Origin of the sequence: Nonomuraea purpurea, assembly GCF_042650645.1 — a bacterium.
Classification (GTDB): Bacteria; Actinomycetota; Actinomycetes; order Streptosporangiales; family Streptosporangiaceae; genus Nonomuraea; species Nonomuraea purpurea.
In genome coordinates this window covers 307,634-331,610 of sequence record NZ_JBHSBI010000005.1, presented here as the reverse complement: position 1 = coordinate 331,610, position 23,977 = coordinate 307,634, and the positions used below count along the sequence as shown (strand labels likewise).

Annotated in this window: 26 protein-coding genes and 1 riboswitch; of the genes, 9 read left to right on the top strand and 17 right to left on the bottom strand. The window is 69.7% G+C overall.

Annotation, left to right across the window (positions count from 1 at the left end):
• Window positions 1-4: 4 nt before the first annotated feature.
• The 5 genes from ACFOY2_RS12795 to ACFOY2_RS12775 form a co-directional block, all read right to left on the bottom strand.
• Window positions 5-853: a carbohydrate ABC transporter permease gene (locus tag ACFOY2_RS12795; RefSeq protein WP_379528189.1), complete on the bottom strand. Its 849-nt coding sequence runs from the start codon at window positions 851-853 to the stop codon at window positions 5-7.
• 2 nt (window positions 854-855) lie between these two features.
• Window positions 856-1,770: a carbohydrate ABC transporter permease gene (locus ACFOY2_RS12790; RefSeq protein ID WP_379528188.1), complete on the bottom strand. Its 915-nt coding sequence runs from the start codon at window positions 1,768-1,770 to the stop codon at window positions 856-858.
• 3 nt (window positions 1,771-1,773) lie between these two features.
• Window positions 1,774-3,213, bottom strand: coding sequence for an N-acetylglucosamine/diacetylchitobiose ABC transporter substrate-binding protein (ngcE, locus tag ACFOY2_RS12785; RefSeq protein WP_379528187.1), 1,440 nt, complete (start codon window positions 3,211-3,213; stop codon window positions 1,774-1,776).
• A gap of 171 nt (window positions 3,214-3,384) precedes the next feature.
• On the bottom strand, window positions 3,385-4,605 hold the full coding sequence (locus ACFOY2_RS12780; RefSeq protein WP_379528186.1) for an aminotransferase class III-fold pyridoxal phosphate-dependent enzyme: 1,221 nt from the start codon (window positions 4,603-4,605) through the stop codon (window positions 3,385-3,387).
• Between the two features lie 10 nt (window positions 4,606-4,615).
• Window positions 4,616-5,530, bottom strand: a complete 915-nt coding sequence (locus tag ACFOY2_RS12775; RefSeq protein WP_379528185.1) for a carbohydrate kinase family protein — start codon at window positions 5,528-5,530, stop codon at window positions 4,616-4,618.
• A gap of 47 nt (window positions 5,531-5,577) precedes the next feature.
• On the opposite strand from ACFOY2_RS12775, the gene ACFOY2_RS12770 reads away from it, so the two are divergent.
• Together ACFOY2_RS12770 and ACFOY2_RS12765 are read left to right on the top strand one after the other, a co-directional pair.
• Entirely contained in the window at window positions 5,578-6,162 is a 585-nt protein-coding gene (locus ACFOY2_RS12770) for a TetR/AcrR family transcriptional regulator (protein WP_379528184.1), read from the top strand.
• 41 nt (window positions 6,163-6,203) lie between these two features.
• Complete coding sequence (locus ACFOY2_RS12765; RefSeq protein ID WP_379528183.1) at window positions 6,204-6,830, top strand: class II aldolase/adducin family protein; 627 nt, start codon at window positions 6,204-6,206, stop codon at window positions 6,828-6,830.
• On the opposite strand, the gene ACFOY2_RS12760 is transcribed toward ACFOY2_RS12765, so the two are convergent.
• Window positions 6,827-8,395, bottom strand: a complete 1,569-nt coding sequence (locus tag ACFOY2_RS12760) for a DUF885 domain-containing protein (RefSeq protein WP_379528182.1) — start codon at window positions 8,393-8,395, stop codon at window positions 6,827-6,829. The two genes, ACFOY2_RS12765 and ACFOY2_RS12760, sit on opposite strands and share 4 nt — an antisense overlap.
• Window positions 8,396-8,417: 22 nt before the next feature.
• Here ACFOY2_RS12760 and ACFOY2_RS12755 point away from each other — a divergent pair, with 22 nt between their 5' ends.
• A complete protein-coding gene (locus tag ACFOY2_RS12755; protein WP_379528181.1) occupies window positions 8,418-9,626 on the top strand; it encodes a DUF4032 domain-containing protein in 1,209 nt (402 codons plus the stop codon).
• Here ACFOY2_RS12755 and ACFOY2_RS12750 read toward each other — a convergent pair.
• Window positions 9,620-10,222 carry an NAD(P)-dependent oxidoreductase gene (locus ACFOY2_RS12750; protein ID WP_379528180.1) on the bottom strand — a complete coding sequence of 201 codons (603 nt, stop codon included), beginning with the start codon at window positions 10,220-10,222 and terminating at the stop codon, window positions 9,620-9,622. The genes ACFOY2_RS12755 and ACFOY2_RS12750 overlap by 7 nt on opposite strands.
• Before the next feature lie 54 nt (window positions 10,223-10,276).
• Between ACFOY2_RS12750 and ACFOY2_RS12745 the strand changes: the two genes are divergently transcribed.
• Window positions 10,277-10,627: a winged helix-turn-helix transcriptional regulator gene (locus ACFOY2_RS12745; protein ID WP_379528179.1), complete on the top strand. Its 351-nt coding sequence runs from the start codon at window positions 10,277-10,279 to the stop codon at window positions 10,625-10,627.
• A gap of 21 nt (window positions 10,628-10,648) precedes the next feature.
• Here ACFOY2_RS12745 and ACFOY2_RS12740 read toward each other — a convergent pair whose 3' ends face one another.
• The 4 genes from ACFOY2_RS12740 to ACFOY2_RS12725 form a co-directional block, all read right to left on the bottom strand.
• Window positions 10,649-11,494, bottom strand: coding sequence for an alpha/beta fold hydrolase (locus ACFOY2_RS12740; protein WP_379528178.1), 846 nt, complete (start codon window positions 11,492-11,494; stop codon window positions 10,649-10,651).
• 37 nt (window positions 11,495-11,531) lie between these two features.
• Window positions 11,532-12,203 (bottom strand): hypothetical protein, encoded by a 672-nt coding sequence (locus tag ACFOY2_RS12735; protein ID WP_379528177.1) that lies wholly within the window; start codon window positions 12,201-12,203, stop codon window positions 11,532-11,534.
• A 188-nt stretch (window positions 12,204-12,391) separates the two neighbouring features.
• A riboswitch (cyclic di-AMP (ydaO/yuaA leader) is annotated at window positions 12,392-12,526 on the bottom strand.
• A 169-nt stretch (window positions 12,527-12,695) separates the two neighbouring features.
• A complete protein-coding gene (locus ACFOY2_RS12730; protein ID WP_357808215.1) occupies window positions 12,696-12,896 on the bottom strand; it encodes a DUF5302 domain-containing protein in 201 nt (66 codons plus the stop codon).
• 67 nt (window positions 12,897-12,963) lie between these two features.
• Window positions 12,964-13,497, bottom strand: coding sequence for a class I SAM-dependent methyltransferase (locus ACFOY2_RS12725; protein ID WP_379528176.1), 534 nt, complete (start codon window positions 13,495-13,497; stop codon window positions 12,964-12,966).
• Between the two features lie 129 nt (window positions 13,498-13,626).
• Between ACFOY2_RS12725 and ACFOY2_RS12720 the strand changes: the two genes are divergently transcribed.
• Entirely contained in the window at window positions 13,627-14,613 is a 987-nt protein-coding gene (locus ACFOY2_RS12720) for a rod shape-determining protein (RefSeq protein ID WP_379528175.1), read from the top strand.
• A gap of 75 nt (window positions 14,614-14,688) precedes the next feature.
• On the opposite strand, the gene ACFOY2_RS12715 is transcribed toward ACFOY2_RS12720, so the two are convergent.
• On the bottom strand, window positions 14,689-14,982 hold the full coding sequence (locus ACFOY2_RS12715) for a hypothetical protein (protein WP_379528174.1): 294 nt from the start codon (window positions 14,980-14,982) through the stop codon (window positions 14,689-14,691).
• A 57-nt stretch (window positions 14,983-15,039) separates the two neighbouring features.
• On the opposite strand from ACFOY2_RS12715, the gene ACFOY2_RS12710 reads away from it, so the two are divergent.
• Complete coding sequence (locus ACFOY2_RS12710) at window positions 15,040-15,672, top strand: TetR/AcrR family transcriptional regulator (protein WP_379528173.1); 633 nt, start codon at window positions 15,040-15,042, stop codon at window positions 15,670-15,672.
• Window positions 15,673-15,824: 152 nt separating this feature from the next.
• Window positions 15,825-16,247: a hypothetical protein gene (locus tag ACFOY2_RS12705; protein ID WP_379528172.1), complete on the top strand. Its 423-nt coding sequence runs from the start codon at window positions 15,825-15,827 to the stop codon at window positions 16,245-16,247.
• Window position 16,248: 1 nt separating this feature from the next.
• On the opposite strand, the gene ACFOY2_RS12700 is transcribed toward ACFOY2_RS12705, so the two are convergent.
• From ACFOY2_RS12700 to ACFOY2_RS12685, 4 genes are read right to left on the bottom strand one after another with little or no spacing between them, the layout of a single operon-like run.
• On the bottom strand, window positions 16,249-17,424 hold the full coding sequence (locus ACFOY2_RS12700; protein ID WP_379528302.1) for an ABC transporter permease: 1,176 nt from the start codon (window positions 17,422-17,424) through the stop codon (window positions 16,249-16,251).
• Between the two features lie 41 nt (window positions 17,425-17,465).
• Window positions 17,466-18,179, bottom strand: a complete 714-nt coding sequence (locus tag ACFOY2_RS12695) for an ABC transporter ATP-binding protein (protein WP_379528171.1) — start codon at window positions 18,177-18,179, stop codon at window positions 17,466-17,468.
• On the bottom strand, window positions 18,176-19,303 hold the full coding sequence (locus ACFOY2_RS12690) for an efflux RND transporter periplasmic adaptor subunit (protein WP_379528170.1): 1,128 nt from the start codon (window positions 19,301-19,303) through the stop codon (window positions 18,176-18,178). Before ACFOY2_RS12690 ends, ACFOY2_RS12695 begins: the two co-directional genes overlap by 4 nt.
• Window positions 19,304-19,308: 5 nt before the next feature.
• Entirely contained in the window at window positions 19,309-19,833 is a 525-nt protein-coding gene (locus ACFOY2_RS12685; protein ID WP_379528169.1) for a hypothetical protein, read from the bottom strand.
• Between the two features lie 172 nt (window positions 19,834-20,005).
• On the opposite strand from ACFOY2_RS12685, the gene ACFOY2_RS12680 reads away from it, so the two are divergent.
• Both ACFOY2_RS12680 and ACFOY2_RS12675 read left to right on the top strand, forming a co-directional pair.
• On the top strand, window positions 20,006-20,662 hold the full coding sequence (locus ACFOY2_RS12680) for a response regulator transcription factor (RefSeq protein ID WP_379528168.1): 657 nt from the start codon (window positions 20,006-20,008) through the stop codon (window positions 20,660-20,662).
• Complete coding sequence (locus ACFOY2_RS12675; RefSeq protein WP_379528167.1) at window positions 20,659-21,867, top strand: sensor histidine kinase; 1,209 nt, start codon at window positions 20,659-20,661, stop codon at window positions 21,865-21,867. The genes ACFOY2_RS12680 and ACFOY2_RS12675 overlap by 4 nt, the downstream gene beginning before the upstream one ends.
• A gap of 16 nt (window positions 21,868-21,883) precedes the next feature.
• Here ACFOY2_RS12675 and ACFOY2_RS12670 read toward each other — a convergent pair whose 3' ends face one another.
• Complete coding sequence (locus tag ACFOY2_RS12670; protein ID WP_379528166.1) at window positions 21,884-23,356, bottom strand: MFS transporter; 1,473 nt, start codon at window positions 23,354-23,356, stop codon at window positions 21,884-21,886.
• Window positions 23,357-23,977: the final 621 nt, after the last annotated feature.

Genomic DNA, 23,977 nt, shown 5'->3' with positions numbered 1-23,977 from the left:
CACGTTACTTGAGGGCTCCCGAGCTGAGCCCGGACTGGATCTGGCGCTGGAAGATGATGTAGACGATCATGACGGGCAGGATGGTCATGCTCAGCGCGGCGAACAGTCCCGGCCAGTCCGCCTCGTAGCCCGCCAGGGTGGAGATCTTGGCGATGCCCTGAGTGAGGACCCACTTGTCCGGGTCGCCGGCCAGCAGGACCAGCGGCAGCAGATACTGGTTCCACTGGCCCAGGATGTTGAAGATCGTGATGCTGATCAGGCCGGGCCTGGCCATCGGGACCATGATCTGGAAGAACGTGCGGGTGTGGGAGGCGCCGTCGATGGTGGCGGCCTCGGCCACGGTTTCCGGCAACGTCCTGAAAAATGCTGCCAAGAAGAACACGGTGAACGGCAGCGAGTACGCGATGTAGACGATGACGAGCCCGACGTGCGAGTTCAGCAGCCCGACCTGCTTGACCACGAAGAACAGCGGCCCGAGGGCCAGGAAGACCGGGAAGGCCAGCCCTGCCACGAAGTAGTAGTAGATCAGCTTGTTGCCGATGAAGTCGTAGCGCGCCAGCACGTACGCCGCCATCGACCCGAAGAGCATCGTGCCCGCCGTCCCGAAGAACACCACGACGACGGTGTTGAGCATGTACTGCCCGATGTGCGCCTTGTCCCAGGCCCGGCCCCACGAGTCGAGCCGCAGCGCGCCGGGGAGCTGCAGGGGGTCGCCGAAGATCTCGGTGTTGGTCTTGAACGACGCCAGGAACGTCCACAGCAGCGGCGCGATGATGAGAAACGCCCAAACGGCCAGCGCCACGTGCGACAGCCCGTTCAGCACTCCGGGCCTCGGCCTGCCCCGATCTCGCATGTCTAGAGCTCGACTCTCTCGCGTCTGGTCGTCCGCAGTGTCAGCACGGCGAACGTCACGGTCAGGAAGAACAGCGCCACCCCCATCGCGGAGGCGTATCCGACCTTGTTGTAGGAGAAGGCCGTCTTGTAGATGGTGATGGGCAGGATGGTCGTGGCGCCGTCCGGCTCGCCCTTGTCTCCCACCAGCACCTGGATCAGCGCGAACCCGTCGAAGGCCGCGATCCCCAGATAGATCCAGCCGACCTGCACGGTGTCGCGCAGCAGCGGCAGCGTGATCGAGAAGAACAGCCGCACCCGCCCTGCGCCGTCGAGGGCCGCGGCCTCGAAGTAGTCCTTGGGGATGGCGGCCATGCCGGCCGAGAACAGCACGACGTAGAAGCCGACCGCCTGCCAGACCATCACCGCGATGACCGACCACAGGGCCAGCCCCGGCTCGGTGAGCCAGCCCACGGGTTCCAGGCCGAACCTGGCGAGCACGCCGTTGACGACGCCGTCCGCGTCCGGCCGGTAGACGGCCTGGAAGAGCACCCCCACCACGGCCACGGCCAGCACCTGGGGGAAGAAGTAGACTACGCGGTAGAACTTCGACCCCCAGACCCCTTTCATGCCCGCGCCTCGGGTGCCGCCGCCCAGGTTCAGCAGGAAGGCCAGGAAGAGCGCGATGGCGATCGTCACGATCGGCAGCACGAGCAGGAGGATCGCGTGGTTGCGCAGGGCCTGCCAGAACACCTCGTCCTCGAACAACCGGCCGAAGTTGTCCAGCCCCACGTACCGCACGATCGAGCTGTATCCGTTCCAGTTCGTCAGGGAGAGCTGGAAGGCCTGGACGTACGGGCTGATGACGAAGACGGTGTAGAGCGTGAGCGGGACGAAGAGGCACCCGGCGACGAACCCGTACTTGCGCAACCGCTGCATCGGCTACTGGCTCCGCGTCTGCTTGGCGACCGAATCGTCCTTCTTGACGGCGTCAGCCTTCTTCTGCATGTTGGCGCAGAACTGGTCGGGGGTGATGCGGCCGGCCATGACCACGTTGATCTGCTCGGTGCCGTAGTCGAAGAGCTCCTTGTACCAGCCTTCGAAGCGGGCGTCGGTGATGATGTTCTGGCCGGCCGCGTCCTGGGCCTTGGCCGCGCTCGTCAGGCCGGTGGGCAGGTCGAGGCCCTCGGCGGCGCCGTAGACGACGGTGAGGTTCTTGGTCTTCTGGGTGAATCCCCGCGCGCCTTCCTTGGAGAGCATGATGCGCAGGTATTCGAGGCCGCCCTGCGGGTTCTTGCCCCTGGCCGCGACCACGAAGTTCTCGCCGACGCCGACCTGGATGGCGCCGTAGGGCATCTTGTCGGCGGCGGTGACGTCGGGGATGGGGGCGATGGCGTACTCGAAGTCCATGGGCTTGTCCTTGGCCATCTCGTTCTCGACCCAGGACCCGACGGGGTAGAAGAGCAGCTTGTTCTGCAACTGCTTGATCTGGGTCTGGGTGTGGTCGAGACCGAAGTACGCTTTGTCGCCATATTTCGCCTGGATGTCCGCCCAGGCGGCGACCGCCTGCTTCATGGGCGCGGCGTTCCACGCGTTGTCGACCAGGTTGTCGATGTCGATGATGACCTGGTTGCCGCCGATCTTGGCGGCGGTGTAGAGGACGTTCCAGAGCTGGTAGTACGGGCCCTTCTGCCCCGGGTAGGCGAAGAGCAGGATGCCCTCCTTCTTGGCCGTCTCCCCCAGCGCCGTGAACTCGGCCCACGTCGTCGGCACCGCCCACTTCATCGACTCGAAGAGCTTGGCGTTGTACCAGAGCGCGCGGTGGGAGACCGTGTAGTTCAGCACCAGGTCCCTGCCGTTGATCTTGGCGTTGTCGAGGACGGCGGGCGTGACCGTGTCGCGTACCTTCTTGGCCGGGTCGTCGATCGAGGGGGCGTCGAAGAGCGGGGCGAGGTCGGCCAACTGGCTTTCCGCGGCCAGCGCCGCCAGGTCCATGGACTCGGGGCCCGAGTTGTTGAAGACGTCGGGAGCGTCGTTGCCGACGAAGCGCGGGCGGAGCTGGGTGCCGATCTGCTGGGTGCCCCCGTGTTTGACCGAGACGCCGGGGAACTTCTTCTTGTAGAGCTCCTCGTGCAACTCCTTGGCGTAGGCGTCGCCGTACCCGCCGCTGAAGATGATCACTTCGAGCGGCTTCTTCGCGTCCACGCCGAACGGGTTCTGGAGGCTGGTGGAGGCGGCGGCCGAGGGGGCGGCGGACGGCTCGCCGCCCGTCCCGGCCGTGGCGCAGGCGCTCAGCAGGCCCGCGCCGGGCCCGGCGGCCAACGCGGCGATGCCGATCCTGCGCAGCAACTGACGCCGAGTGATCTCGCCCGGGTGGGTCATGGGGGGCTCCCGTAAATTAGGAAAGTTTCCTAAACGTTTGCCCGAACGTACGAACGGCGGCCGAGGCGCGTCAAGAGGGTGCCGCCGAGACGTGACCGTGCCGTGATCCCCTGGCCCGGCGGACCTGACGACAGCATCGTGGACGCGGGCGCGAACGGCAAGGGCCGCCCCTCATCCCAGGTGCGCGCGCGTCTCCGCGAACGCCAGATCCGTGCCCTCCAGCGCCCTGGCCACGTCCTGCTCCGTGTGCGCGGCCGACATGAACCAGTTGTGCCACGGGTGGAGGTAGACGCCGTGGCGCAGGCAGGCGTCACTCCAGTACATGGCCGTGGACAGGTCGGCGTCGCCGTCGAAGCTCAGCCACGGGATGGTCACCGGGCCGGTCTGGTTCACCACGAACCCGTGCGCCTTCGCCTGCGCGTACAGCCCCTCGCGCAACCGCGTCCCTGCCCGTTCCATGGCCCCGATGCCGTCGGTGTCGCGCAGCGTCTCGATGGTCGCCTTGGCCGCCGCCATCGCCACCGCCGAGAACCAGAACGACCCGGTCGAGTACAGCGTCTGCGCCGGGCCGCGCAGCGCGTCCACGCCGGTGACGGCGGCGATCGGGTGGCCGTTGGCCATGGCCTTGGACCAGGCCGTCAGGTCGGGACGAACCCCGTACGGCTCCCACGACCCGCGCAGATCGACACGGAACCCGGCGCGCACGTCGTCGATCACCAGCGCCGCCCCCAGCCGGTCGGCCAGGGCGCGGGCGCCACGGGCGAAGGCGGGCTCGACGAGCTCCTGGTCCTCGAAGGAGTCGTGCTTGAACGGCGTGACGATGATGGCCGCCACGTCGCCCTCGACGGTCGCCGCCGCGGCCTCCAGGGATTCGAGCGAGTTGTAGGCGAACTCGACCAGGTCGGCCCGCTCGTTCGGGGTCGTGCCCGCCAGGGAGGGCGTGCACCACGGGTCGGCCCCGTGGTAGGCGCCGTGGGCCATCAGGACCTTCGTCCGGCCCGTGGCGGCCCTGGCGACCATGAGCGCCTGCGTGGTGGCGTCGGTGCCGTTCTTGGAGAACATCGCCCAGTCGGCGCTGGGCACGGTGTCCACGAGCAGCTCGGCCAGCTCCACCATGATCGGCCCTGGACCGTTGAGGCAGTCGCCGAGCGCGGCCTGCCGGGCGGCGGCCTCCTCCACGCGCGGGTGCCGGTGGCCCAGCACGACGGGGCCCCAGCTGCACATGAAGTCGATGTATTCGCGCCCGTTCACGTCCCACTGCCTGCAGCCCTCGCCGCGCGCGAAGAACTGGGGGTAGCCGGGGGCGAACAGGGCGGCGTTGAGGTGGCCGTACATGCCGCCGGGGACGACCTTCGCGGCTCTTTGACGGAGGTCGGCGTCAGTGTTCGTCAAGGGGTGGTCCTTACAGAAGGCTGAGGAGGGAATCGAGGTCGGTGAGGCCGGCGTCGGAGCCGAGCCCCGTGGCCACCCGGGCCGCCGCGGCGGCGCCCCAGCGGGCGGCCGTCGGCACGTCCTGCCCGTGCAGCAGGCCCGTGAGGAACCCGGCGCAGTACGCGTCGCCGCAGCCGGTCGTGTCGGAGACGTCCGTCTTCACGGCGGGCACCCGCTCGACGGCCTCGGGGGTGACCACGAGGCTGCCCGACGCGCCGAGCGTGACGAGCACGCCCTTGGGGCCGTCGGCCAGCAGCGCCCGCGCCGCCGCCTCCGGGTCGGGCTCGCCTGTCATCAGTAAGACCTGGGTCTGGTTCGGCAGGACGTAGTCCACGTGCGGCAGGAAGGCCCTGGCCATGGCCAGCAGGTCGGCCATCTCCGACAGCAGGTCCATGGTGACGATCACGCCGGCGGCGCGGACCTCGTCCAGGAGGGCGAAGAAGGCCGGGTCGCCGAGGCCGAAGGTGACGTCCACGCCGCCCAGGTGGATCGCCCGCGCTCCGCGCAGCACGGCCGCGTCCAGGTCGGCGTATGTCACCGAGAGGTTGGCACCCGGCACGTGGAAGCTGGGCCGGCCGCCGTCCGGTCTGATGGGCAGGACCGAGGCGGCCGTCCGCTCCCCCGCCCTGCGCACCAGGCGGGAGACGTCGACCCCGCGCTTGGCCAGCACCATGAGCAGGAAGTCGCCCAGTTCGTCGTCGCCGACGGCGCCCATGGTGACCACGGAGTGGCCCAGCTTGACCAGGTCGACGGCGGTCCCCGCGGCGGCGCCCGCGGCGGTGAGGCGGATCTGGTCGACCAGCACGGTGTCCTGGCCCTCGGGAATGTGGTCGACGGGCCTGGCGAGGATGTCGACGATGTGGACGCCGACGGTGGCGACGGTCATAGTCTAAATAGACAGACGTCCGAATAAAAAGTCAATGGAGGCGACCGATGCCCAAGATCGTCGATCATGACGAGCGCAGGCGTGAGGTTCTGGCGGCGGCCCGCCGGGTGATCGTCAGGGACGGCATCGACGCCGCCACCACCCGTGCCATCGCCAAGGAGGCCGGCTATTCCAACGGGGTGCTCGCCCACTACTTCGCCGACAAGGACGAGATCCTGCTGTCGGCGCTGCGGCAGTCGCACCAGCGCATCAGGGCCAGGCTGACCGGCAAGGTCGAGGGTGTGACGGGGCTGGCCGCGCTGCGCGAGCTCCTGCTGGACAACCTGCCGCTGGACGCCGAGCGCACCCAGGAGAGCCGGCTGGAGGTCAGCTTCTGGAGCCGCAGCCTGGCCTCCGATCGACTGGCCGAGGTGCAGCGGGCCGAGGCGGACGAACTGCGCGCCGCCGTCCGAGACCTGCTGGCCAGGGCCCGCGCGGCCGGCGAACTGCGCACCGACGACAACCTCGACGACCTGACCGAGCACCTGCTGGCCCTGGTCGACGGCCTCAGCCTGCACCTGCTCCTCTACCCCGGCCGCCTGACCCGGGTCGACCTCGAACGCCTCATGCTGCAGACCCTCGACCGCCTCTGAACAATTGCCGTAATTCGGACGACCGACTACAGTCCTGGCACATGCGCGCGCAGCTCTGCGAGTACGGCCGTCGAGCCGCAGAACTCGGCCTGGTGATCGGCACGTCGGGGAACCTGAGCGTGCGCCAGGGCGACCTCGTCGCGGTCACACCCTCGGGGGTGGCGCTCGACCGCCTCACCCCGGAGATGTGCCCCGTCGTCGACATCGAGGGCCGGCTGGTCGAGGGCGAGCTGCAGCCGTCCAGCGAGACCCCGATGCACCTGGCCGTCTACGCCGCCACGGACGCGCAGGCCATCGTGCACACGCACTCGGTGTTCGGGACGGTCGTGGCCACCACGATGAGCGAGCTGCCGCCCGTCCACTACAACGCGCTGCTGCTCGGCGGGGTCGTCAAGGTCGCCGAGTACGCCACGTACGGCACCCCCGAGCTGGCCGCCAACGTGCGGGCAGCCCTGGAGGGCAAGCAGGCCGCCCTGATGGCCAACCACGGCGGGGTGACCATCGGGGCGACCCTGGAGCAGGCGTTCGAGGCCACCCGGCTGCTGGAGTGGCTGTGCGAGGTCTACGTGCGGGGCCTGTCCGTCGGCAAGCCGGCCGTCCTGACGGACGAGCAGCTCGCCGCCGTGGTCGAGCGCGCGGCCAACCCGCCGGACTTCCCCCGCCGTTAGGCCAGCGCCGCCTGCTCCGCCAGCCCGAGCGGCAGCCCGCCTGAGCCCGCGATCCTGTCGTGGAAGTCCTTCTGCGACCCCTGGAACGACTCCCTGATCCGGTCGATCTCGATGGCGCCCGTCAGGTACGACGGCGCCTGCGTGGGCCAGGCGCAGTAGCGGTTGACCTCGCCCTCGGCGGTGCCGGGCGACAACGACGCCTTCGTGGACATGAACGTCTCGGCCTCCTCGATCGACATGTCCTCGCAGTGCAGCGCGGTGTCCACGACGATCCTGGCGGCGCGGAAGATCCGGCAGTCCAGGTGGGCCAGCTCGGTGGCCGGGGTGTCGAAGTAGCCCTGCTCGTGCAGGAGCTTCTCGACGTACAGGGCCCAGCCCTCGCTGAAGTACGGAGTGCGGAACACCTTGCGCACCGCACGGGGATTGCCCGCCATGTACGACAGGTGCCAGTGATGCCCCGGATACGCCTCGTGGACGGCGATCGAGGGCATCTGGGCCCTGCAGTTCGTCCGCAGGCGCTGGCGTACCTGCTCGGGGGTGAAGCCGTCGGGGGTGTAGGGGACGAAGAAGATGCCGGTGCGCGAACTGTGCAGCGGCGGCGGCGACAGGTAGTGGGCGACCGACAGGATGGGACGGGTGTACTCGGCCGACGGCAGCACCAGGCACTCCTCGCCGTCGGCGAAGGTCATCAGGTCCCGTTCCTTGACGAACTCCCTGGCCCGCCGCGTCTCCGCCTCGTACTCGGCCCGCATGTCCTCCAGGGTCGGCGGGTGGTCGTCCATGAGGGACTCCATGGCCGCCCGCCAGTCCTCGGTGCCGTTGACCCCGACCGCGACCCCGCGCATCCGGGCGTCGAGCTCGGCCCAGGCGGCCTTGCCCTTCTCGTGCAGCTCGGCGGCGCCGTACCCGAGCAGCTCGCGCTCGTGCAACAGCGTGGAGTACAGCTTCTCCCCCATCCGCCAGGTGCCGCCGCACTCGAAGCCCTCCAGGAAGGCGACGAGGTCGTCGAAGGCCCGCGCGGCCGGCTCGGCGGCCTCGGCCAGCCGGGCGCGCAGCCCTTCGTCCTCGACCATGGAAGGAATCGTGCGGGTCAGGAAGTTGCGGCCGGTGCGCGCCTGGCCCAGCCCGCGCTTGACCAGCAGCGGCGCGGCCAGGTCCGGGTCCAGGTTCGCGCGGCAGGCCGCCAGCACGCCCGGCACCTCGGCCAGCCGGAGGATCGCGGCCGAGACCAGCTCGGGCTCAGGTTTCAGCCGCTGCTGGAAGGGCGTGTACATCGAGGTGAAGATCGACGACAGGTAGGCGGACGGGGAGCGGCGCCACTCCGGCCAGGACGCGAGGGCGACAGAGCCCCTGAGCTGCGACAGGACGAGATCCCTGTCGATCGCGTCGTCGAGCGACGAGGGCCGCAGGGCCGCCAGGCGGTCGAGCCAGCGGGCCTCCTCACGCTCGCGTGCGGTCCAGCCGGATGCGGTGAAGTCACCGAGGGTGTGATCGTGGCCGTCGGCTCCCAAGGTGCTGGCGACGACGGGGCGGTCGGAAAAGTACCAATTGAGAAACTCGTCCACCGATGCACCATATCCTTTACAAATGCCCTTGCAGATCACCGGCGCGCTAGGCGACCCTGACCTGATCCGCCTCCCCTGGGAGGTGCCCCTCCAAGACTGGCCGCAGCACCACCTGGTCGATCTGCCACGCGGCATCTCGCGCCACGTCGTGCGCTTCGCGCGACTGTCCGGCAAGGTGTATGCGATCAAGGAGATCAGCGAGCGCTTCGCCAAGCGTGAATACCAGTTGTTGTGGGACCTGGCCAGGCTCGACGCGCCCGCCGTGGAGCCCGTCGCGTACGTCACCGGGCGCGAGGGCGGCCTCGACGCGGCGCTGATCACCAGACACCTGCAGTTCTCACTGCCCTACCGCGCGGTCATGTCGGGCACGCTGCGGCCCGACACGCTCACCCGGCTGCTGGACGCCCTGGCCGTGCTGCTGGTGCGGCTGCACCTGAACGGCTTCTACTGGGGTGACTGCTCACTGTCCAACACCCTGTTCCGCAGGGACGCCGGCTCCTTCGCCGCCTACCTGGTGGACGCCGAGACCGGCGAGATGCACCCGATGATCAGCCGGGGCCAGCGGCTGGCCGACATCGACACGGCCCACACCAACATCTTCGGCGAGATGCTCGACCTGGAGGCCGGCGGGCTGCTGCACCCCTCCATCGACCCCATGGAGACCGCCGAGGACGTCGTGGCCCGCTACCACCGCCTGTGGGACGAGATCAACGAGAGCGAGATCATCGAGGAGGTGGACTGGCACCGGGTGGAGCAGCGCATCAGGCGCCTGAACCTGCTCGGCTTCGACGTCGCCGAGATGATGGTGCGGCGCAAGGTCGGCACCGGGCGGCTGATCGTGCGGCCCAAGGTCGTGGACGCCGGACACCACCAGCGCCGCCTGCTCAGGCTGACCGGCCTCGACGTGGAGGAGAACCAGGCGCGGCGGCTGCTCAACGACCTCGACGGTTTCAGGGTGGCCAAGGGGCTGCGCCACGAGGACGAGGCCATCGTGGCGCACCGCTGGCTGGCGGAGGTGTTCCAGCCGACGGTCGAGGCCATCCCCGCGCGCATGCGGGGCAAGCTCGAACCCGCGCAGCTCTTCCACGAGATCCTCGACCACCGCTGGTACCTGTCGGAGGAGGAGGGCGCCGACGTGGGGCTGGCCTCGGCCGTGCGCTCGTACGTGGACAACGTGCTGGTGCACAAGCCGGAGGAGAAGGCGCTGCTTCCCGACGAACCCGCTCAGTAGGCGACGGTGATGCGCCGGCGCGGATGGGCGCCGTTCTCCAACTCGTCCGCGACGGCGACCGCGTAGTCCTCGGCGGAGATGAAGCTGCGGCCCTCGGAGTCGGTGAGCAGGTCCTCGTGACCGATGCGGTAGATACCCGTGCGCTCGCCAGGACCGATCTCGGCGGCCGGCGAGATGTAGGTCCAGTCGAGGTCGTCGACCTGGCGGAAGAGGCCGAGCGCCTTGCGTCCCGCCAGCGACTCCTTCTTGTAGATCTCCGGGAACTCGGGCGTGTCGACCAGGTCGAGCCCTGGAGCCACCTTGAGGCTGCCCGCGCCGCCGACGGAGATCACCCGGCGCACGCCTGCCGCGCGCGCCCCCTCGATCAGGGCGCGGTTGGCCTCGAGGAACGGGCCTTCGGGGTCGGTGCCGTCGCGCGGCGGCGCGATCGCCGAGACGATGGCGTCGTAGCCCTTGGCCAGCGTGGCAGTGTCTTTCACGTCGCCCTTGACCGGGCCCGAACGGCTGACTGCCGTCACCTCGTGCCCGCGGTTCACCAGTTCGGCGGCGATGCGCTGACCGATCATGCCGGTCGCGCCGAAGAGAAGAAGCTTCATGCCGGCAAGAGTATCCATCAGATACTGGTTACTTCATAGTGCTATAAGTACCTCATGGATACCGGCGATGTTTTCAACCAGAATTGCCCGTCCCGAGTGGTTCTCGACAGGATTGGCGATAAATGGTCGGTGCTGGTGCTGCTCTGCCTCGCCGGAGGGCCGATGCGGTTCACCCGGCTGCGGACGCGAATGGGCGGGGTCACGCCCAAGGTGCTGACGCAGACGCTGCGGGCCATGGAGAGCGACGGGCTGGTGACGCGGGAGGTGTTCGCGGAGGTGCCGCCTCGGGTGGAGTACACGCTGACGGACCTGGGCCACTCGCTGCACGGCCCCGTCTCGGTGGTGGCGCAGTGGGCCGAGGAGAACGTGGCCGAGATCCTGCGCAACCGCGAGAAGTCCGCGTAGAACGCGGACTTCTCGCGGCCCTCAGGCCGAGGTGTGCTTGGTGATCTCGCCGACGATGTCCCGCCAGAGCGGCCGGGGCAGATCGTGCCCCATCCCCGGGTAGGTCACCAGCCGCGCACCGGGGATGGCCGCCGCCGTGGCCCGGCCGCCGGCGACCGGGACGAGCTGGTCGGCCTCGCCATGCAGCACGAGCGTCGGCGCCCGGACGCCGGCCAGCAGCTCCGTCCGGTCGCCCGAGGCCATGATGGCCGCCAGCTGGCGGGCGGTGCCCCCGGGATCGAAGCAGCGGTCGAAGGCGAGCCCGGCCACCGCGGTCACCCGCTCGCGATCCAGCTCGTAACCGGGCGACCCGATCACCGACCACGTCTCCAGCGACTGCGCCATGACGGATTCGCGATCACCCGCGGGCCTGGCCATCAGGGTGGCCATGGCGGCCTCGCTCGGCGGCGCGACGGACGGGCCGGGCGTCGACATGATCGAGGTGAGCGTCAGCAGGCGTTCCGGATGCCGGATGGCCAGCGCCTGGGCGACCATGCCGCCCATGGAGGCGCCCACGACGTGGGCGGCCGGCCAGCCGAGGGCGTCCATGAGCCCCGCGGCGTCGTCGGCCAGGTCGTCCAGCAGGTACGCCGAAGGCGCCCCCGCCGAGGGAGCGCCGACGTCGTGGAAATGGGTGGACAGGCCCGTGTCGCGGTTGTCGAACCGTACGACGTGGTGCCCCTGGGCCGCCAGGAGCCCGCAGAGCTCTTCGTCCCAGTGGATGAGCTGCGCGCCCAGCCCCATGATCAGGAGCAGGGGTCGTCCTTCTGGTGAGCCGAAGCTCTCATAGGCGATTTCGATGCCGTTGGCGGCTACGCGGATCGTCACGAGGACCAGAATGACATTCTGGTCCGGGTCGGTCCAGTCAGCCCTTGATGACCTTGCGGATACGCTCGCGCCCGAGCACCGCGCCGCCACCGGCCATGGCCAGGGCGCCGGCGATCAGGGCGCCGCCCGCGCTGCCCGACTCGTTGACCTCACCCACAGGCTCCGGAGGCGTGGCCGGGTTCTTGTCGCGCTCGGCGTAGGCCCCACTCGAGAACGGCACCGGATAGTTCTTCTTGCCCGGCCCGTCACCCCACTTGGTGATGACGTAGTCGACCTTGATGTGCCCCTGCCCGCCGACCCCGTCCACGCCCAGCGTGTCGTTGTTGAAGGTGCCGCCGGTCAGCTCGGCGAAGGTCTTGCCGTCGAGGTCCAGCATGATGCCGTTGTTGGAGGGCACGCCCGGCCCGCGGTCGCCGACGAAGAACGGCAGCTTCTTGCCGTTGTACGTCACATAACCCTCGGTCAGCAGTGGCCAGCTCGGGCTGGCGGCCAGCCCCTTCTGCATGGGCTTGCCGCTGGCCGGCAGGCCGGTGTCGCCCGCGCGGCCCGAGGCGTCGTCCCAGAAGTACGAGGCGGTCGTGGAGCCCTTGAGCAGGATCTTCTCGTCGGTGTCGGAGTCGGCGTGGGCCGCGGTGCCGGCGATGGACAGCGCGCTGAAGGCGGAAACGCCGACCATGGCAAGGGAACGCAGGCCAAAACGAGCAGTCATGAAAACGTAAAGTCCTTTGCGAGGGGACAGGGGGATCGCGCCGTGGCAAAGGGGGTAGCCGGACAGGACGCCTGACGGGGTGACGGCTACGCGCAGCGCGGGAAAAGCGTGGAGAGCTGGGGAGAACCGCTCAGCCGGCGGCCGGCACTACGCTGTCTGGGGGTATGACGCGGTCATGCATTGATCACAGTTCCTCTCCATCACGCCTACCGGGTTAGCTGACGGGTTCGGGCGTGGAGTTGCCCTACCGGCACACGGCCGGATTCACCCCAAAAACCTGGGTCCCCGGTTCCCGAATGATCGGGATTCGGCGCCAACCGGCTGGTTCCTCCTGGGTGAGGTCCACGCCACCGGCTGGTTTTGGCGATTACTTTAACCAGACATTCCGGACAAACGCAAACGATTCATAATGAAACGGGCGAAGATCTACCTAAGAAGGTAAAGAGAAGGGGGGCACGGCAACCCGTACCCCCCGAAGGAAAAATGTCAGCCTCAGCCGCCGCTCTTGCGCCTGAACGATCTCTTACTCGCAGCCGGACCGTGCGCCCCGTGAATCTTCGATGGGTCGACGCCCCTGCCACCCGCGCCCGAGCCCGCGCCCTGGTTGCGCTTGCGCTCCAGCGCCTCGCGGAACTTGCGCTTCATCTCGTCCTCGGGAGTTTCGCTGGTTTCCGGCTCCGGTGTTTCCGCCATTGAGGACCTCCGTGGTGTTGGGACCTCTACAGCTTCGCATGGAGCCGCTTATGACGCGAAACCGGCCTCAAGACGCGGCACGCCTACCAGGCATCGCTCTGGCCGGGCTCAGAGCCGGGTGAAGGCCAGCAGGCGGAAGGTCGGGTCGGGCCCCGAGCGTCCCTGGCCGTGCCCGACGAACGTGGTCTCGCCGCTCATGCGCGGCCCGCTTGTCGACCGTCGTGACGAACACTCCCCCGGGCCGCAACACGCGGGCGGCCTCGGCGATCACCGGGCGGGCGTCGTCCAGCAGGTGCAGCAGCCAGATCACGGCTACGGCGTCGAACGCGCCGTCGCGGACGGGCAGCGCCCGGCCGTCGCCCAGGACCACGTCCACCCGGCCGGCGGCGATCCGCGCCATCCCCTGGGAGGCGTCCACGCCGAGCACCCGCAGGCCCCGCCCGGCCAGCTCCCGGCTCACGAGCCCGGTGCCGCAGGCGATGTCGAGCAGCGTGCCCCCGGCGGGGACGAGCTCGCACACGGCCCCGGCGGCGGACTCTGCGCGGGGCAACCCACCGCGGGTCTCGTCGTAGTGGGCCGCCTCCAGGTCGTAGTCGAGCACGAGGTGAGCCTCCAAGATTATCGGAAACCCGACGATACTCGGGTAAAGGGGATCCGCGCCGTTCCTGGTGTTGTGTTGGGGAAAGGTCGGAAATAGGACATACATGATGTTCGAGCCCCCGATCCAGACATGAGTCTTCTGGGCCGCGACCTGGCCGTGGACCTAGGCGCGGTGAGCACCCGGATCTACGCCAAGGGCAAGGGCATCGTGCTCGACGAGCCCTCGGCCGTCATGCGGGACAGCCTGACGGGCAAGATCATCGGGTACGGCGCCGACACGGCCGACGACGCGGGCGGCGAGACGTTCTGGCCCGTCAGCGGCGGCCTGCCGGTCGACGGCGAACTGGCCAGGCGCATGATCAGGCACTTCCTGCGCAAGGTGCACCGGCGGCCGTTCTTCAGGCCGCGCGTGGTGATGGCGCTGCCGGAGAACGCGACACAGCTCGAACGGGCGGCGCTGCGCGACGTCGCGTTCGAGGCGGAGGTCAGGGGGATCCTGCTGGTCCCGCACGCACTGGCGGCGGCGCTCGGCGCGGGCCTGCCGGTCAAGGACTGCGCCGGGCGCATGGTGATCGACATCGGGCACGACTCCGCCAGAGTCGCCGTGCTCTCCCACGGGGCCGTGGTGGCCTCGACCACGGTTCTCAGCGGGGGCCGGGCGGTCAACCGGTCGATCGTGCGCATGGTCGAACGCCAGCACGGGGTCCTGCTCGACGAACGCGAGGCGGAGGCGGCCAAACGGCGTGCGGGCACCGATTGGAAGCCGCTGCACCGGCAGGTGGTGGTGTGCGGGCGCGACCCCGACACCGGACGCGAGCGCTCGGTGACGCTGGCCGTACAGGAGATCTACGAGGCGACCAAGCAGCCGGTGGAGGCCATCGTCAGGGCGGCGGTGGACACGGTCGAACGCTGCCCGCCCGAACTGGTCGGAGACCTCGGGGAGCGGGGCGCGGTGCTGGTGGGGGGCGGCGCGCTGCTGCGCGGGCTCGGCCGGCGGCTGCGAGCCGCCCTGTCCATGCCGGTACGGCGGGCCGAACGGCCGCTGGAGTCGGTGGCGCTGGGGCTGGGCCGCTGCGCGGAGAACCTGGGGCTGATCGCGAAACTCAGGGACCGGTGACGGGCCCTGGGCCGGTTGTGAAGCCCAGCGGCCGGCGCGTGGTGGGGCCCATCGCCAAAGGATGGGCCCCGTTTGTCAGCGTTCGTCGACGATCTCGCCCTGCTCGGCCGTGGGATGGCCCTTCAGGATCGAGAAAGCGGCCTCCGCCTGCGGCAGTGAAGGCGCGCCCGCAAGCGCGGCCTCCATGGTGGCGGGCGACTCCCAGCGCCAGGAGTCCACCCAGGTGTGCTCGTCGATCCTGGCGAGCCGGGTCTCGGTGAGCCCGGGGTAGGCGGCTCTGACGGCCGTGATCAGGTCGTTGCGCCGGGCGATGACCTGGTCGGCGTCGGCGGGGTCGGCGGTGAAGCGGGTCATGCGGAGGATCGCCACTGTAGTCCTTCTCTAGAGTTGACTTCTAGCTAATGTGACTAGAGTTAAACTACAGCGATGAGCGATGTCAAGAGGGTCAGCAAACGCACGCAGAAAGCCCAGGAAACCCGGGCGCGAATCCTGCGGGCGGCCGGAGAACTGTTCGTCCGCGACGGCTACGGCGCCACGAATCTGCAGGACGTCGCCGCGCAGGCGGGCGTGGCCGTACAGACGATCTACTTCGTCTTCGGCAACAAGCGCACGCTGTTGAAAGAGCTGGTGGACGTCACGATCGCCGGCGACGACGAGCCGGTGGCGACCATGGACAGGCCGTGGTTCGTGGCCGCCATGGCGACGGAGAGCGCGCGCGACCACCTGCGGGCGCACGTGAGCGGCACGACCGCCGTGCTCGGCAGGGTCGCGCGCATCGTGAAAGTGCTGGACACGGCCGTGGCGACCGATCCTGAGGTGGCCGCGCTGTGGCCCAGCGGCGTCGATCCCCGCTACACGGTGCAGCGGTCCGCGGCCGAGTCGCTCATGGGCAAACCGGGGGCGCGGCCGGGGGTCTCAGTCGAGTTCGCGGCCGACGTGCTGTTCGGGCTGCTGAGCCCGGAGACCTACCTCCTGTTCGTCGAGGAGCGGGGCTGGTCGCCGCACCAGTGGGAGGAGTGGGTGCACCGAACGCTGACGGCCGACCTCATCGAAAACTGACCCGGCCGCCTCGCGGCCGACACTGCCCGTGGGGCGGCGGGAGAGGTGGTGAAGGGCCGCCGCTCGGCTTGAGGGGACGGTGTTCGCGCCGGCGAGCCGGCCGTTGCGGGATTCAACCGGTAGAGCCGGATGATCTCGGATATGGTCCGAACGTGTGCGCCCGCCGTCACGCCTTCTCCATGGTGCTCTTGTGCGCCGCGGTGATGACGGCCTGCAGCGAGGCGGCCGAGCCGCCGACGATCGAGGCCGCCGTCGAACAGCTCAGCAGCGACGCCGACGACCTGCTCGGCGCGGCCGGGCTCGCGACCGTCGAGACGGTCGAGGACGGTTCGTGCGTGCCCGGCCAGGTTCGCGCGCTGCTGCGGGCCGAAAGCGACGCCTCGGCGAGCCTGCTGGCCAGGCTGCACGCCCTGGGGTACGCCGAGGTGGTCGATGACCTGGATTTCCGCGAGGACCAGGACGTGTCGGTACTGCGGCATCCGGAGACGCTGCTGACGTTCGAGCTGACCGTGCTCGTCGGCGAGCAGCCCGGCGTGCGGATCGTCGGCAAGACGACCTGCTACGCGACCGGGTAGGTCACGGCGTGGCCAGCGCCTCGGTCGGCGAGAGGCGGGAGGCGCGGATGGCCGGATACAGGCCCGCCACCGCCCCGATGAGCAGCGTCGCCACGAGTCCGCCGCCGGTGGCCCAGGCCGGTACGACCGACGGCCAGCCGCTGTAGAACGCGTACCCCATCGTCACCCCCGTCCCGAGCAGGACCCCGCCGCCCCCGCCCATCGCGGACAGCAACAGGGACTCGGCCAGGAACTGGGTGCGGATCTGCCCCCTGGTCGCCCCGAGCGAGCGGCGCAGGCCGATCTCCGCGCGGCGTTCGAGCACCGAGATGACCATGGTGTTGGCCACCCCGACCCCGCCGACGAGCAGGGCCACCGCGCCGACGCCCAGCAGCAGGTTCGCGAACGCCTGGCTGGTCGCCTGCTTGGCCGCCAGCGCGTCCGACGGGCGGGAGACGTCCACCTCGTTGGGCGCCTCGGGGTTGGCCGTGCCCGCCAGCACCTGGCGTACCGACTCCAGCTTGGCCTCCTCCGCGCGGGTGTAGAGCGTGGTCGGATGCCCGTCGAAGTTCAGCCGCTCCTCCGCGACCGGCCAGCCGACGAGCACGCCGCTGTCCAGGTCGGTGGCCAGGGCGACCGGGTTGAGCACGCCGACCACCGAGAACCGGCTGCCGCCGACGACGACCTGCGTGTCGGCGCTCACCGAGCCGACGCCGAGCCGCTGGGCGGCGGCGGAGCCGAGCACGGCGGCCGGGTAGCGTTCGGTGGCGCCGTTCAGCCAGGTTCCGCTGCGCACGGTCGCCCCGACGGTGGCGGGCAGATCGAGGCGGGCGGCGTAGGTGTTGATGCCGCCGGTCTGGGCTTCGGGGATCTGCTCCGAGCGGTAGACCTTGGCCTCCGGCACCTTCCCGATCGACGAGACCGCCTCGACGGGGCCGATTCGCTCGATCATCGCCTCGGCGTCCGTCGGCATCTGGGCCGCCTCGCCCATGAGCGTGGTGCCGGAGGAGACGGTGAGCAGGTTGGTGCCGAGCGCGGAGAGCTGGCGGTCGAGCTGTGCCCCCGAGGACGACGACAGCCCGACCACGCCGACCATGGCGGCGATGCCGATGGCGATGCCGAGCGCCGACAGGAACGCCCGCAGCGGCCGCGTACGCAGGCCGACCGCGCCGACCCGCATCACGTCGCCCAGACGCATCCTGGCCGGGGACAACTTCGGGCGCGGCAGGTCGATGACGGTCACCACGCCACCCCGGATTCCGCCAGCGGCTCGGCGGAGGCGGCCGAGTCGGAGATCATCTGGCCGTCGCGCATGCTCACCTGCCTGGGCAGGCTGGCCGCGATCTCACGGTCGTGCGTGATGATCACGATCGTGGTGCCGCCGGCGTTCAGTTCGTGCAGCAACTCCATCACCCCCGTCCCCGACACCGAGTCCAGCGCCCCGGTCGGTTCGTCGGCCAGCAGCAGCGGCGGGTCGCCCGCCACGGCCCTGGCGATGGCCACCCGCTGGCGTTCGCCGCCGGACAGCTCGTGCGGCTCGTGGTCCATGCGGTGCCCGAGCCCCACCCGTTCGAGTGCCGCCGCCGCGCGGCGGCGGCGCTCCGCCCTGCTCATGCCGGTGTAGACGAGGCCGTCCGCCACGTTGTCCAGCGCGGGCACCTTGGCGGCCAGGTGGAAGGACTGGAAGACGAAGCCGATCGTGGTGGCCCGCAGCGCCGAGAGCTGCCCGTCGGACAGCTTCGAGACGTCGTACCCGTCGATGTGGATGGTCCCGGAGGTCGGACGGTCGAGGGTGCCGACGACATTGAGCATCGTGGACTTCCCCGAGCCGGAGGGGCCGACGATGGCGACGAGTTCGCCGTGCCGGATGCGCAGCGACACCGACTTCAGCGCCGCGACCCCGCCGGGGTACGTCCTGGACACGTCCGACAGCTCGATCATGGGGTACGTCATTTCGGCATCCCCACGGTCATGCCCTCGGTGAGCCCGTCGCCGGTGACCTCGACGCGGCCTCCGGCAAACAATCCAGTCTTGACGGCGACATATCGTGATTTACCGCCTTCTATGGCCTCCAACCCGAACCCGCCCTCCTGCAACGCCACGAGCGCCGCGACCGGCACGGTCAACACGTTCTTGCGCTGCGAGGCCGTGAACGTCACGTCCACCGCCGCCTTGTCCAGCCCTCTGGCCGACTTGGCGTTCCCGATCGAGACCAGCGCCTCCACCCGGGTCTCGGAGTCGGCGTTCTGCCCCTCGCCCGGCACGACGACCGTGGCGACCTCGGTGACCTTGCCCGGCACGCCCTTGCCGTCCGGCAGCGTGACCTCGACCTTGGAGCCCTTCTTGGCCATCCGCTGGTCCTCGGCCTCGAGCGTCACCGTGACCACCTTGGACGTGCCCGTGTAGGTCAGGACCCGCTGGCCTGGCGTGGCCGGCTGGCCCGCCTCGGCCTCCAGGCTCTCCACCCGAACCTTGCCGGGGGCGAAGACGACCCGGCCCAGCTCGACCACGCCGGTCTCCTCCAGGCCACGGTCCTCCTGCCACTCCATGACGGCCTCGGCCGTGTCGTAGGTGTACTCGTCGTCGACGGTGAACCCGCCGTAGCCGAGCTTCTTGAGGTTGCGCTCCAGGCTCTCGACGTCCTTGCCCTCCACGCCGACCTTGAGGTCGCGGTAGGCGGGCGTGTCGCCGTACAAGAGCACGACCGGGTCGTTGTCCAGCCGGTACAGCGACTTGCCCCGGGTGATCTCCCTGCCGCTGTCGGGCAGCCAGGTGATCGTGCCCGGCTTCCTGCTCACCGCCGTCGTCACCGGGCCGTAGCCGAGCTCGCCGTCGGCGTCCAGGGTGTCGTTCAGCGTCTGCCGGCTCACGGTGGTCGTGGCCGGGGGCAGGGGGGCGGCGGAGCCGGTCGGGCCCGGGCCGCCCCCCAGCAGGCCGGCGCTGTTGGCCGCCACGAATCCGGCCCCCACGCCGACCAGCACGGTCACGATCCCGGCGACCACCTTGCCCCGGCCGCGACGCCGGCGCACCCTGGAAGGCGTCGCGTCCGGCTCCGCCTTTCCATCGAGGGTGGTCATGCCCATCAAAGCCCTCCCATACCGGCCTCGCCGAGCTCCTTCTGGCACTTCTGCTGGGCCGACTTGAAGTCGGGGTCCTGGCCGACGTCGCCGGTGATCCGCATCATGTTGCCCTCGGGGTCCGGGTACTTCTCCACCCCGTTGTCACGCATGCACTGCGCCACCTTGCGCAGGGCCTCCGTCCTCTTGGGGTCGCCCCCGCCCTGCATCTGACCGCTCGGGGCGAACTCCTTGCACGCCTCCTGGGCCGCCTTCACCTTCTCCTGGGGCGTGTTCTTGTCGAACTTCATCATCACGCCCTTGCCCGGCTCCGGGTCGGGGACGTCGACGCCGTTCTCGCGCATGCACTGGGCGAACTTGAGCCCCTTCTCCTGCGGGTCCGTGCTCGGTTTCGCGCTGGCCGCCGCCTGGTTGCCGCCCGTCACCGAGGCGACGTCAGAACCGCCGCCGTCGTCCGAGCCGCAGCCGGTCAGGAGCAGGGTGAACGCCATGGGCGCCGTGATCAGCGCGCTGAGGACTCGTCCTCGCATGAAACTTCTCCTTCGTCGGATCTATGCCGTTCGAGAGGAGATGCAATAGCTCGCCGTGTTTCCTCAGCGTTTCCAGCCGCGGCTCGCTTCCGAGGCGGCCGCTTATTTTCACCAAATGCCGTGTAGGTCACACTCGGCTCTTGTAAGTCGATGAAAGGGCCTGGGGTACGCCATGCGGGTGCTGGTGGTTGAGGACGAGCGCATGCTCGCCGACGCGATTGCCGAATGGCTGCGCGAGGAGACCCATGCGGTCGATCTGGCGCACGACGGGGCGGCCGCGCTGGAGCGGATCGCGGTCAACGACTACGACGTGGTCGTCCTGGACCGCGACCTGCCGCGCGTCCACGGCGACGACGTCTGCAGGGAACTGGTCGAGTCGCACTCGGACGCCCGGGTGCTGATGCTCACCGCCGCCGCCCAGCTCGACGACCGGGTCAGCGGACTGTCCCTCGGGGCCGACGACTACCTGTCCAAACCGTTCGCGTTCCCCGAACTGGCCGCCCGCGTCCTCGCGCTGGGACGGCGCTCACGCCCCGCGGTGCCGCCCATACTGCGCCGGGCCGGGATCACACTCGACCCGGCGCGCAGGGAAGTGTTCAGGAACGGGCGATTCGTCCCGCTGGCGAAGAAAGAATTCGCGGTGCTGACCGAGCTGATGCGGGCCAACGGCAACGTCGTCTCGGCCGAACAGCTCCTGGAAAAGGCCTGGGACGAACACGCCGACCCGTTCACCGGCGCGGTGCGTCTCACCATTCTCAAACTGCGCCGCAAGCTCGCCGACCCGCCGGTCGTGGAGACCGTGCCGGGGGTGGGGTACCGGATCTCATGAGGGCGCCGTGGCCGTTCCGTCCGCAGCCGACCCTGCGGCTGCGCCTCACCCTCGTGTACGGCGCCCTCTTCCTGCTGGCAGGACTGACCCTGCTCGGCGTCACCTACCTGCTGTTCAACCAGCAGCTCAACCAGTCCTTCGAGAGCCGCTTCACCGCCGAACCCGGCACGACCAAGCAGCTGTTCTTCTTCAAGGACGGCGTCCGACTGGAGGGCGCCGAGGCCGTCGAATGGCTGCGGCGGCAGGAGGAAGCGCTGCGCGGCGCCGCCGTCACCTCGCTGCTCACCCAGGGCGCGATCGCGCTGCTCGCCGTCGCCGGCGGGGCCGTGGGGCTCGGCTGGGTCGTCGCGGGCCGGGTGCTGGCCCCGCTGCACCTGGTGACGGACACCGCGCGCAGGATCGCCGCCGCACCCCTGGCCGAGCGCGGACTGCACGAACGGATCTCGCTACGCGGGCCAGAGGACGAGGTCAAAGAACTCGCCGACACCTTCGACACCATGGTCGAACGGCTGGACCACTCCTTCGACGGGCAGCGCCGGTTCGTGGCGAACGCCTCGCACGAACTGCGTACCCCGCTGACGCTCAACCGGGCGCTGGTCGAGCTGGCCATGCACCGCCGTACCGCCTCGGCCGACGTCAAGGAACTCGGCGAGAGCCTGCTGGAGATCAACGCCCGCCACGAACGCCTCATCTCCGGCCTGCTCCTGCTGGCCCGCTCAGAACAGGAGATCGCGGACCGTTCCCCCGTCGACCTCGCCGACGTCGTGACCCACGTCATCGAGCAGACCGCCGCCGACGCCCGGGACGCCAAACTCACCGTGTACGAAGTGACCGCGCAGGCCCCCACGACCGGGGACGCGCTGCTGCTCGAACGACTGGTGCACAACCTGGTGGAGAACGGCATCCGGTACAACGTGGACGACGGGACCGGGTGGGTGCGGGTGGTGAGCCGTACCGTGTCGGACGGGCGGGTCGAGGTCGAGGTCAGCAACACCGGCCCGAACGTGCCCCCGTACGACATCCCCCTGCTCTTCAAGCCCTTCCACCGGCACGGGACCGAACGAGTGGTCACGGGGAGCAGCGCGGGGCTGGGGCTGTCGATCGTCCGGTCGGTGGCGCTCGCGCACGGCGGGGACGTCCGGGCCAAACCCCGCGACGGAGGCGGCCTCATCGTCACCGCCGCCCTGCCACGAGCTCGCGCCTGACTCCGCGTCCTCCCGCCTATGTGCCCGCCCGGGAAGGATCGCCGTGGGAGGAGCCCGCAACGTCGGGGTTCGCGGCTTCCGTGCCAACGGGGTGGGAGACCGAACCGGTGTCGCCCGAGGTGATACCAGTCACGGCAGGAGCAGCCGACGCGGAGACAGCGGGAGACGTGTCAGCGCCGGCGGATGCGTCCGTGGGGGTCGGGGCCGCAGAGGTCGAGGTTGTGGCGGATGTGTCCGTGGGGGTGGATCGGATGCGCCAGATCGGGGGCAGCAGCAGGGTGATGGCGGTCATGAGGACGGCCGTGACGGCGCTGACCGTGAGGACGGGGCCGGGGCCGAAGAGGGCCGCGGCGGGGCCCGCCAGCCCCATGCCCAGGGGCGTGGCCACGAGGGTGCCGAGCATGGTGACGGAGGTGACCCGGGCGACGAACTCCCCAGGGAGGTTCTGCTGGACGGTGGTCGTCTGGATGACGTTGTGGATCACCAGTTGCAGCCCGGCCCCCACAGCCGCGAGCATCAACAGCCAGAGAGCGGCCGGAGCCGCCATCAGGGCCGGGAGCGGTGCCATCAGCAGGAACACCACGATCGCGGCGGCCATGGGACGGCGAGGTCTCCAGCGGGCGCTGACGACGCCTCCCGTCAGGCCACCGACGGCATAGGCGATGCCGATCGCCGACCAGGCCGGAGCCCCGCCGAGATGCTGGTCGGCGACATACGGGCCCAGCACCAGGGCCGGGGAGACCACGAGCGCGTTGGCCAGGGCGATGTGGATGATCCAGACCCACAGCCACGTACGCCTGCCCACCTCCGCCATCCCACCGCCGATGCTCTTCAGCAGCCCGCCGGTCGCGGCGAGCCGTTCGGCGGCGACGGCGCGTGGCAGCCCGTAAAGGAAGGCGGCGCTCACCAGGAACGTCAGCGCGTCGAGCAGGATCGCCCACCCCGGCCCGACCAGCGCGACCAACGCTCCGGCGACCCCCAACGCCAGGATCGACGTGGCGCTCCGGGAGATCGAGAGCAGGGAGTTGGCCGCCTGCAGGCCCTCCTTCGAGGTCAGGGAGGGGACGAGCCCCACCGCTGCCGGGTTGAAGAAGGCCGACCCTGCACCGGCGAGGAGTTGCAGTGCCACCAACATCCAGATCTGTGCGACGCCGGTCAGAAGTAAGAGCGCCGTCGCACCGTGCGCGGCGAAGCGGGTCAGGTCGGCGACCAGCATGACGGTACGGCGGGAGAAACGGTCTCCTGCGGCACCGCCCAGCAGAGTCAGCACGACGATCGGCAGCCGGGTGCTCAGGACGACGATGCCGAGGTCGATCGGGGAACCGGTGAGGTGCAGAACGGCGAAGGCGATCGCGAGGGGCGTGAGGGAGTCGCCGAACATGGACGCGGTCTGGCCCAGGTAGTAACGACGGAAGTCCTTGGCCGCCAAAGGATGGAACGTGGACGAGATCGCGCTCAGTCGTCCACGGGCACGGCCGGGCTCCTGCACGGTACGCCCGCCTCCTTCACCTGTCGTGCCCCGCCCGGCGCCTGGTCGCGGCCGGCGTCGGCTGGTGCTTGTTGGAAATCCGAGGCCACCTTGCCAGGTCCCACCGACAATTTCGCGAACGCCGGAGCGTGAACGCCGAACAGTGGACGCAGAGTTGCCGTCCCCGGACAGCTTTCCGGTTGAGGGCAGGCCCTGTTGAGAACAAGAACGCGGCCCGACGCCAGGGAGCGCGATCCCCGGGCGGAGCGCGAGCGCGGGCGGAGGTGCGGCCCCGGATAGCGCGTTCCGGGAAGAAATGCCCGTCACGAGCGAGAAGGTCCCGTCCAGGCGAGAGTTCCGACCCAAGCGAGAGTCCTAACCCGAGTGAGAGTTCCGGTCGAGATGGGAGTGTTGTTTCGGGGTTGAGGATGTGATGCCGGGCGGGGTGTGGGGGCTGTTCTAGTGGATGCGCTGGGAAGGGCATGCACTTGAGCGACGATCAGTCCTACTCTCCTGATGCCCCGTTCGGAAGGATCAAGGTCCGTGTCAGCGCTCTGGTGTTCTGCGGCAACGAGGTAGCACTTCTGCTTAGGGACCGCCCCAACAACGTCCACTTGTTCACCACGATCGGTGGGAACGCCC

What these genes read in the sequence shown, in the direction of transcription:
- ACFOY2_RS12795 (WP_379528189.1), bottom strand. Translation starts at nt 853, where the DNA reads ATGCGAGATCGGGGCAGGCCGAGGCCCGGAGTGCTGAACGGGCTGTCG.
- ACFOY2_RS12790 (WP_379528188.1), bottom strand. Translation starts at nt 1,770, where the DNA reads ATGCAGCGGTTGCGCAAGTACGGGTTCGTCGCCGGGTGCCTCTTCGTC.
- ngcE (WP_379528187.1), bottom strand. Translation starts at nt 3,213, where the DNA reads ATGACCCACCCGGGCGAGATCACTCGGCGTCAGTTGCTGCGCAGGATC.
- ACFOY2_RS12775 (WP_379528185.1), bottom strand. Translation starts at nt 5,530, where the DNA reads ATGACCGTCGCCACCGTCGGCGTCCACATCGTCGACATCCTCGCCAGG.
- ACFOY2_RS12770 (WP_379528184.1), top strand. Translation starts at nt 5,578, where the DNA reads ATGCCCAAGATCGTCGATCATGACGAGCGCAGGCGTGAGGTTCTGGCG.
- ACFOY2_RS12765 (WP_379528183.1), top strand. Translation starts at nt 6,204, where the DNA reads ATGCGCGCGCAGCTCTGCGAGTACGGCCGTCGAGCCGCAGAACTCGGC.
- ACFOY2_RS12755 (WP_379528181.1), top strand. Translation starts at nt 8,418, where the DNA reads ATGCCCTTGCAGATCACCGGCGCGCTAGGCGACCCTGACCTGATCCGC.
- ACFOY2_RS12750 (WP_379528180.1), bottom strand. Translation starts at nt 10,222, where the DNA reads ATGAAGCTTCTTCTCTTCGGCGCGACCGGCATGATCGGTCAGCGCATC.
- ACFOY2_RS12745 (WP_379528179.1), top strand. Translation starts at nt 10,277, where the DNA reads ATGGATACCGGCGATGTTTTCAACCAGAATTGCCCGTCCCGAGTGGTT.
- ACFOY2_RS12735 (WP_379528177.1), bottom strand. Translation starts at nt 12,203, where the DNA reads ATGACTGCTCGTTTTGGCCTGCGTTCCCTTGCCATGGTCGGCGTTTCC.
- ACFOY2_RS12730 (WP_357808215.1), bottom strand. Translation starts at nt 12,896, where the DNA reads ATGGCGGAAACACCGGAGCCGGAAACCAGCGAAACTCCCGAGGACGAG.
- ACFOY2_RS12720 (WP_379528175.1), top strand. Translation starts at nt 13,627, where the DNA reads ATGAGTCTTCTGGGCCGCGACCTGGCCGTGGACCTAGGCGCGGTGAGC.
- ACFOY2_RS12710 (WP_379528173.1), top strand. Translation starts at nt 15,040, where the DNA reads ATGAGCGATGTCAAGAGGGTCAGCAAACGCACGCAGAAAGCCCAGGAA.
- ACFOY2_RS12700 (WP_379528302.1), bottom strand. Translation starts at nt 17,424, where the DNA reads ATGCGTCTGGGCGACGTGATGCGGGTCGGCGCGGTCGGCCTGCGTACG.
- ACFOY2_RS12695 (WP_379528171.1), bottom strand. Translation starts at nt 18,179, where the DNA reads ATGACGTACCCCATGATCGAGCTGTCGGACGTGTCCAGGACGTACCCC.
- ACFOY2_RS12690 (WP_379528170.1), bottom strand. Translation starts at nt 19,303, where the DNA reads ATGACCACCCTCGATGGAAAGGCGGAGCCGGACGCGACGCCTTCCAGG.
- ACFOY2_RS12685 (WP_379528169.1), bottom strand. Translation starts at nt 19,833, where the DNA reads ATGCGAGGACGAGTCCTCAGCGCGCTGATCACGGCGCCCATGGCGTTC.
- ACFOY2_RS12680 (WP_379528168.1), top strand. Translation starts at nt 20,006, where the DNA reads ATGCGGGTGCTGGTGGTTGAGGACGAGCGCATGCTCGCCGACGCGATT.
- ACFOY2_RS12675 (WP_379528167.1), top strand. Translation starts at nt 20,659, where the DNA reads ATGAGGGCGCCGTGGCCGTTCCGTCCGCAGCCGACCCTGCGGCTGCGC.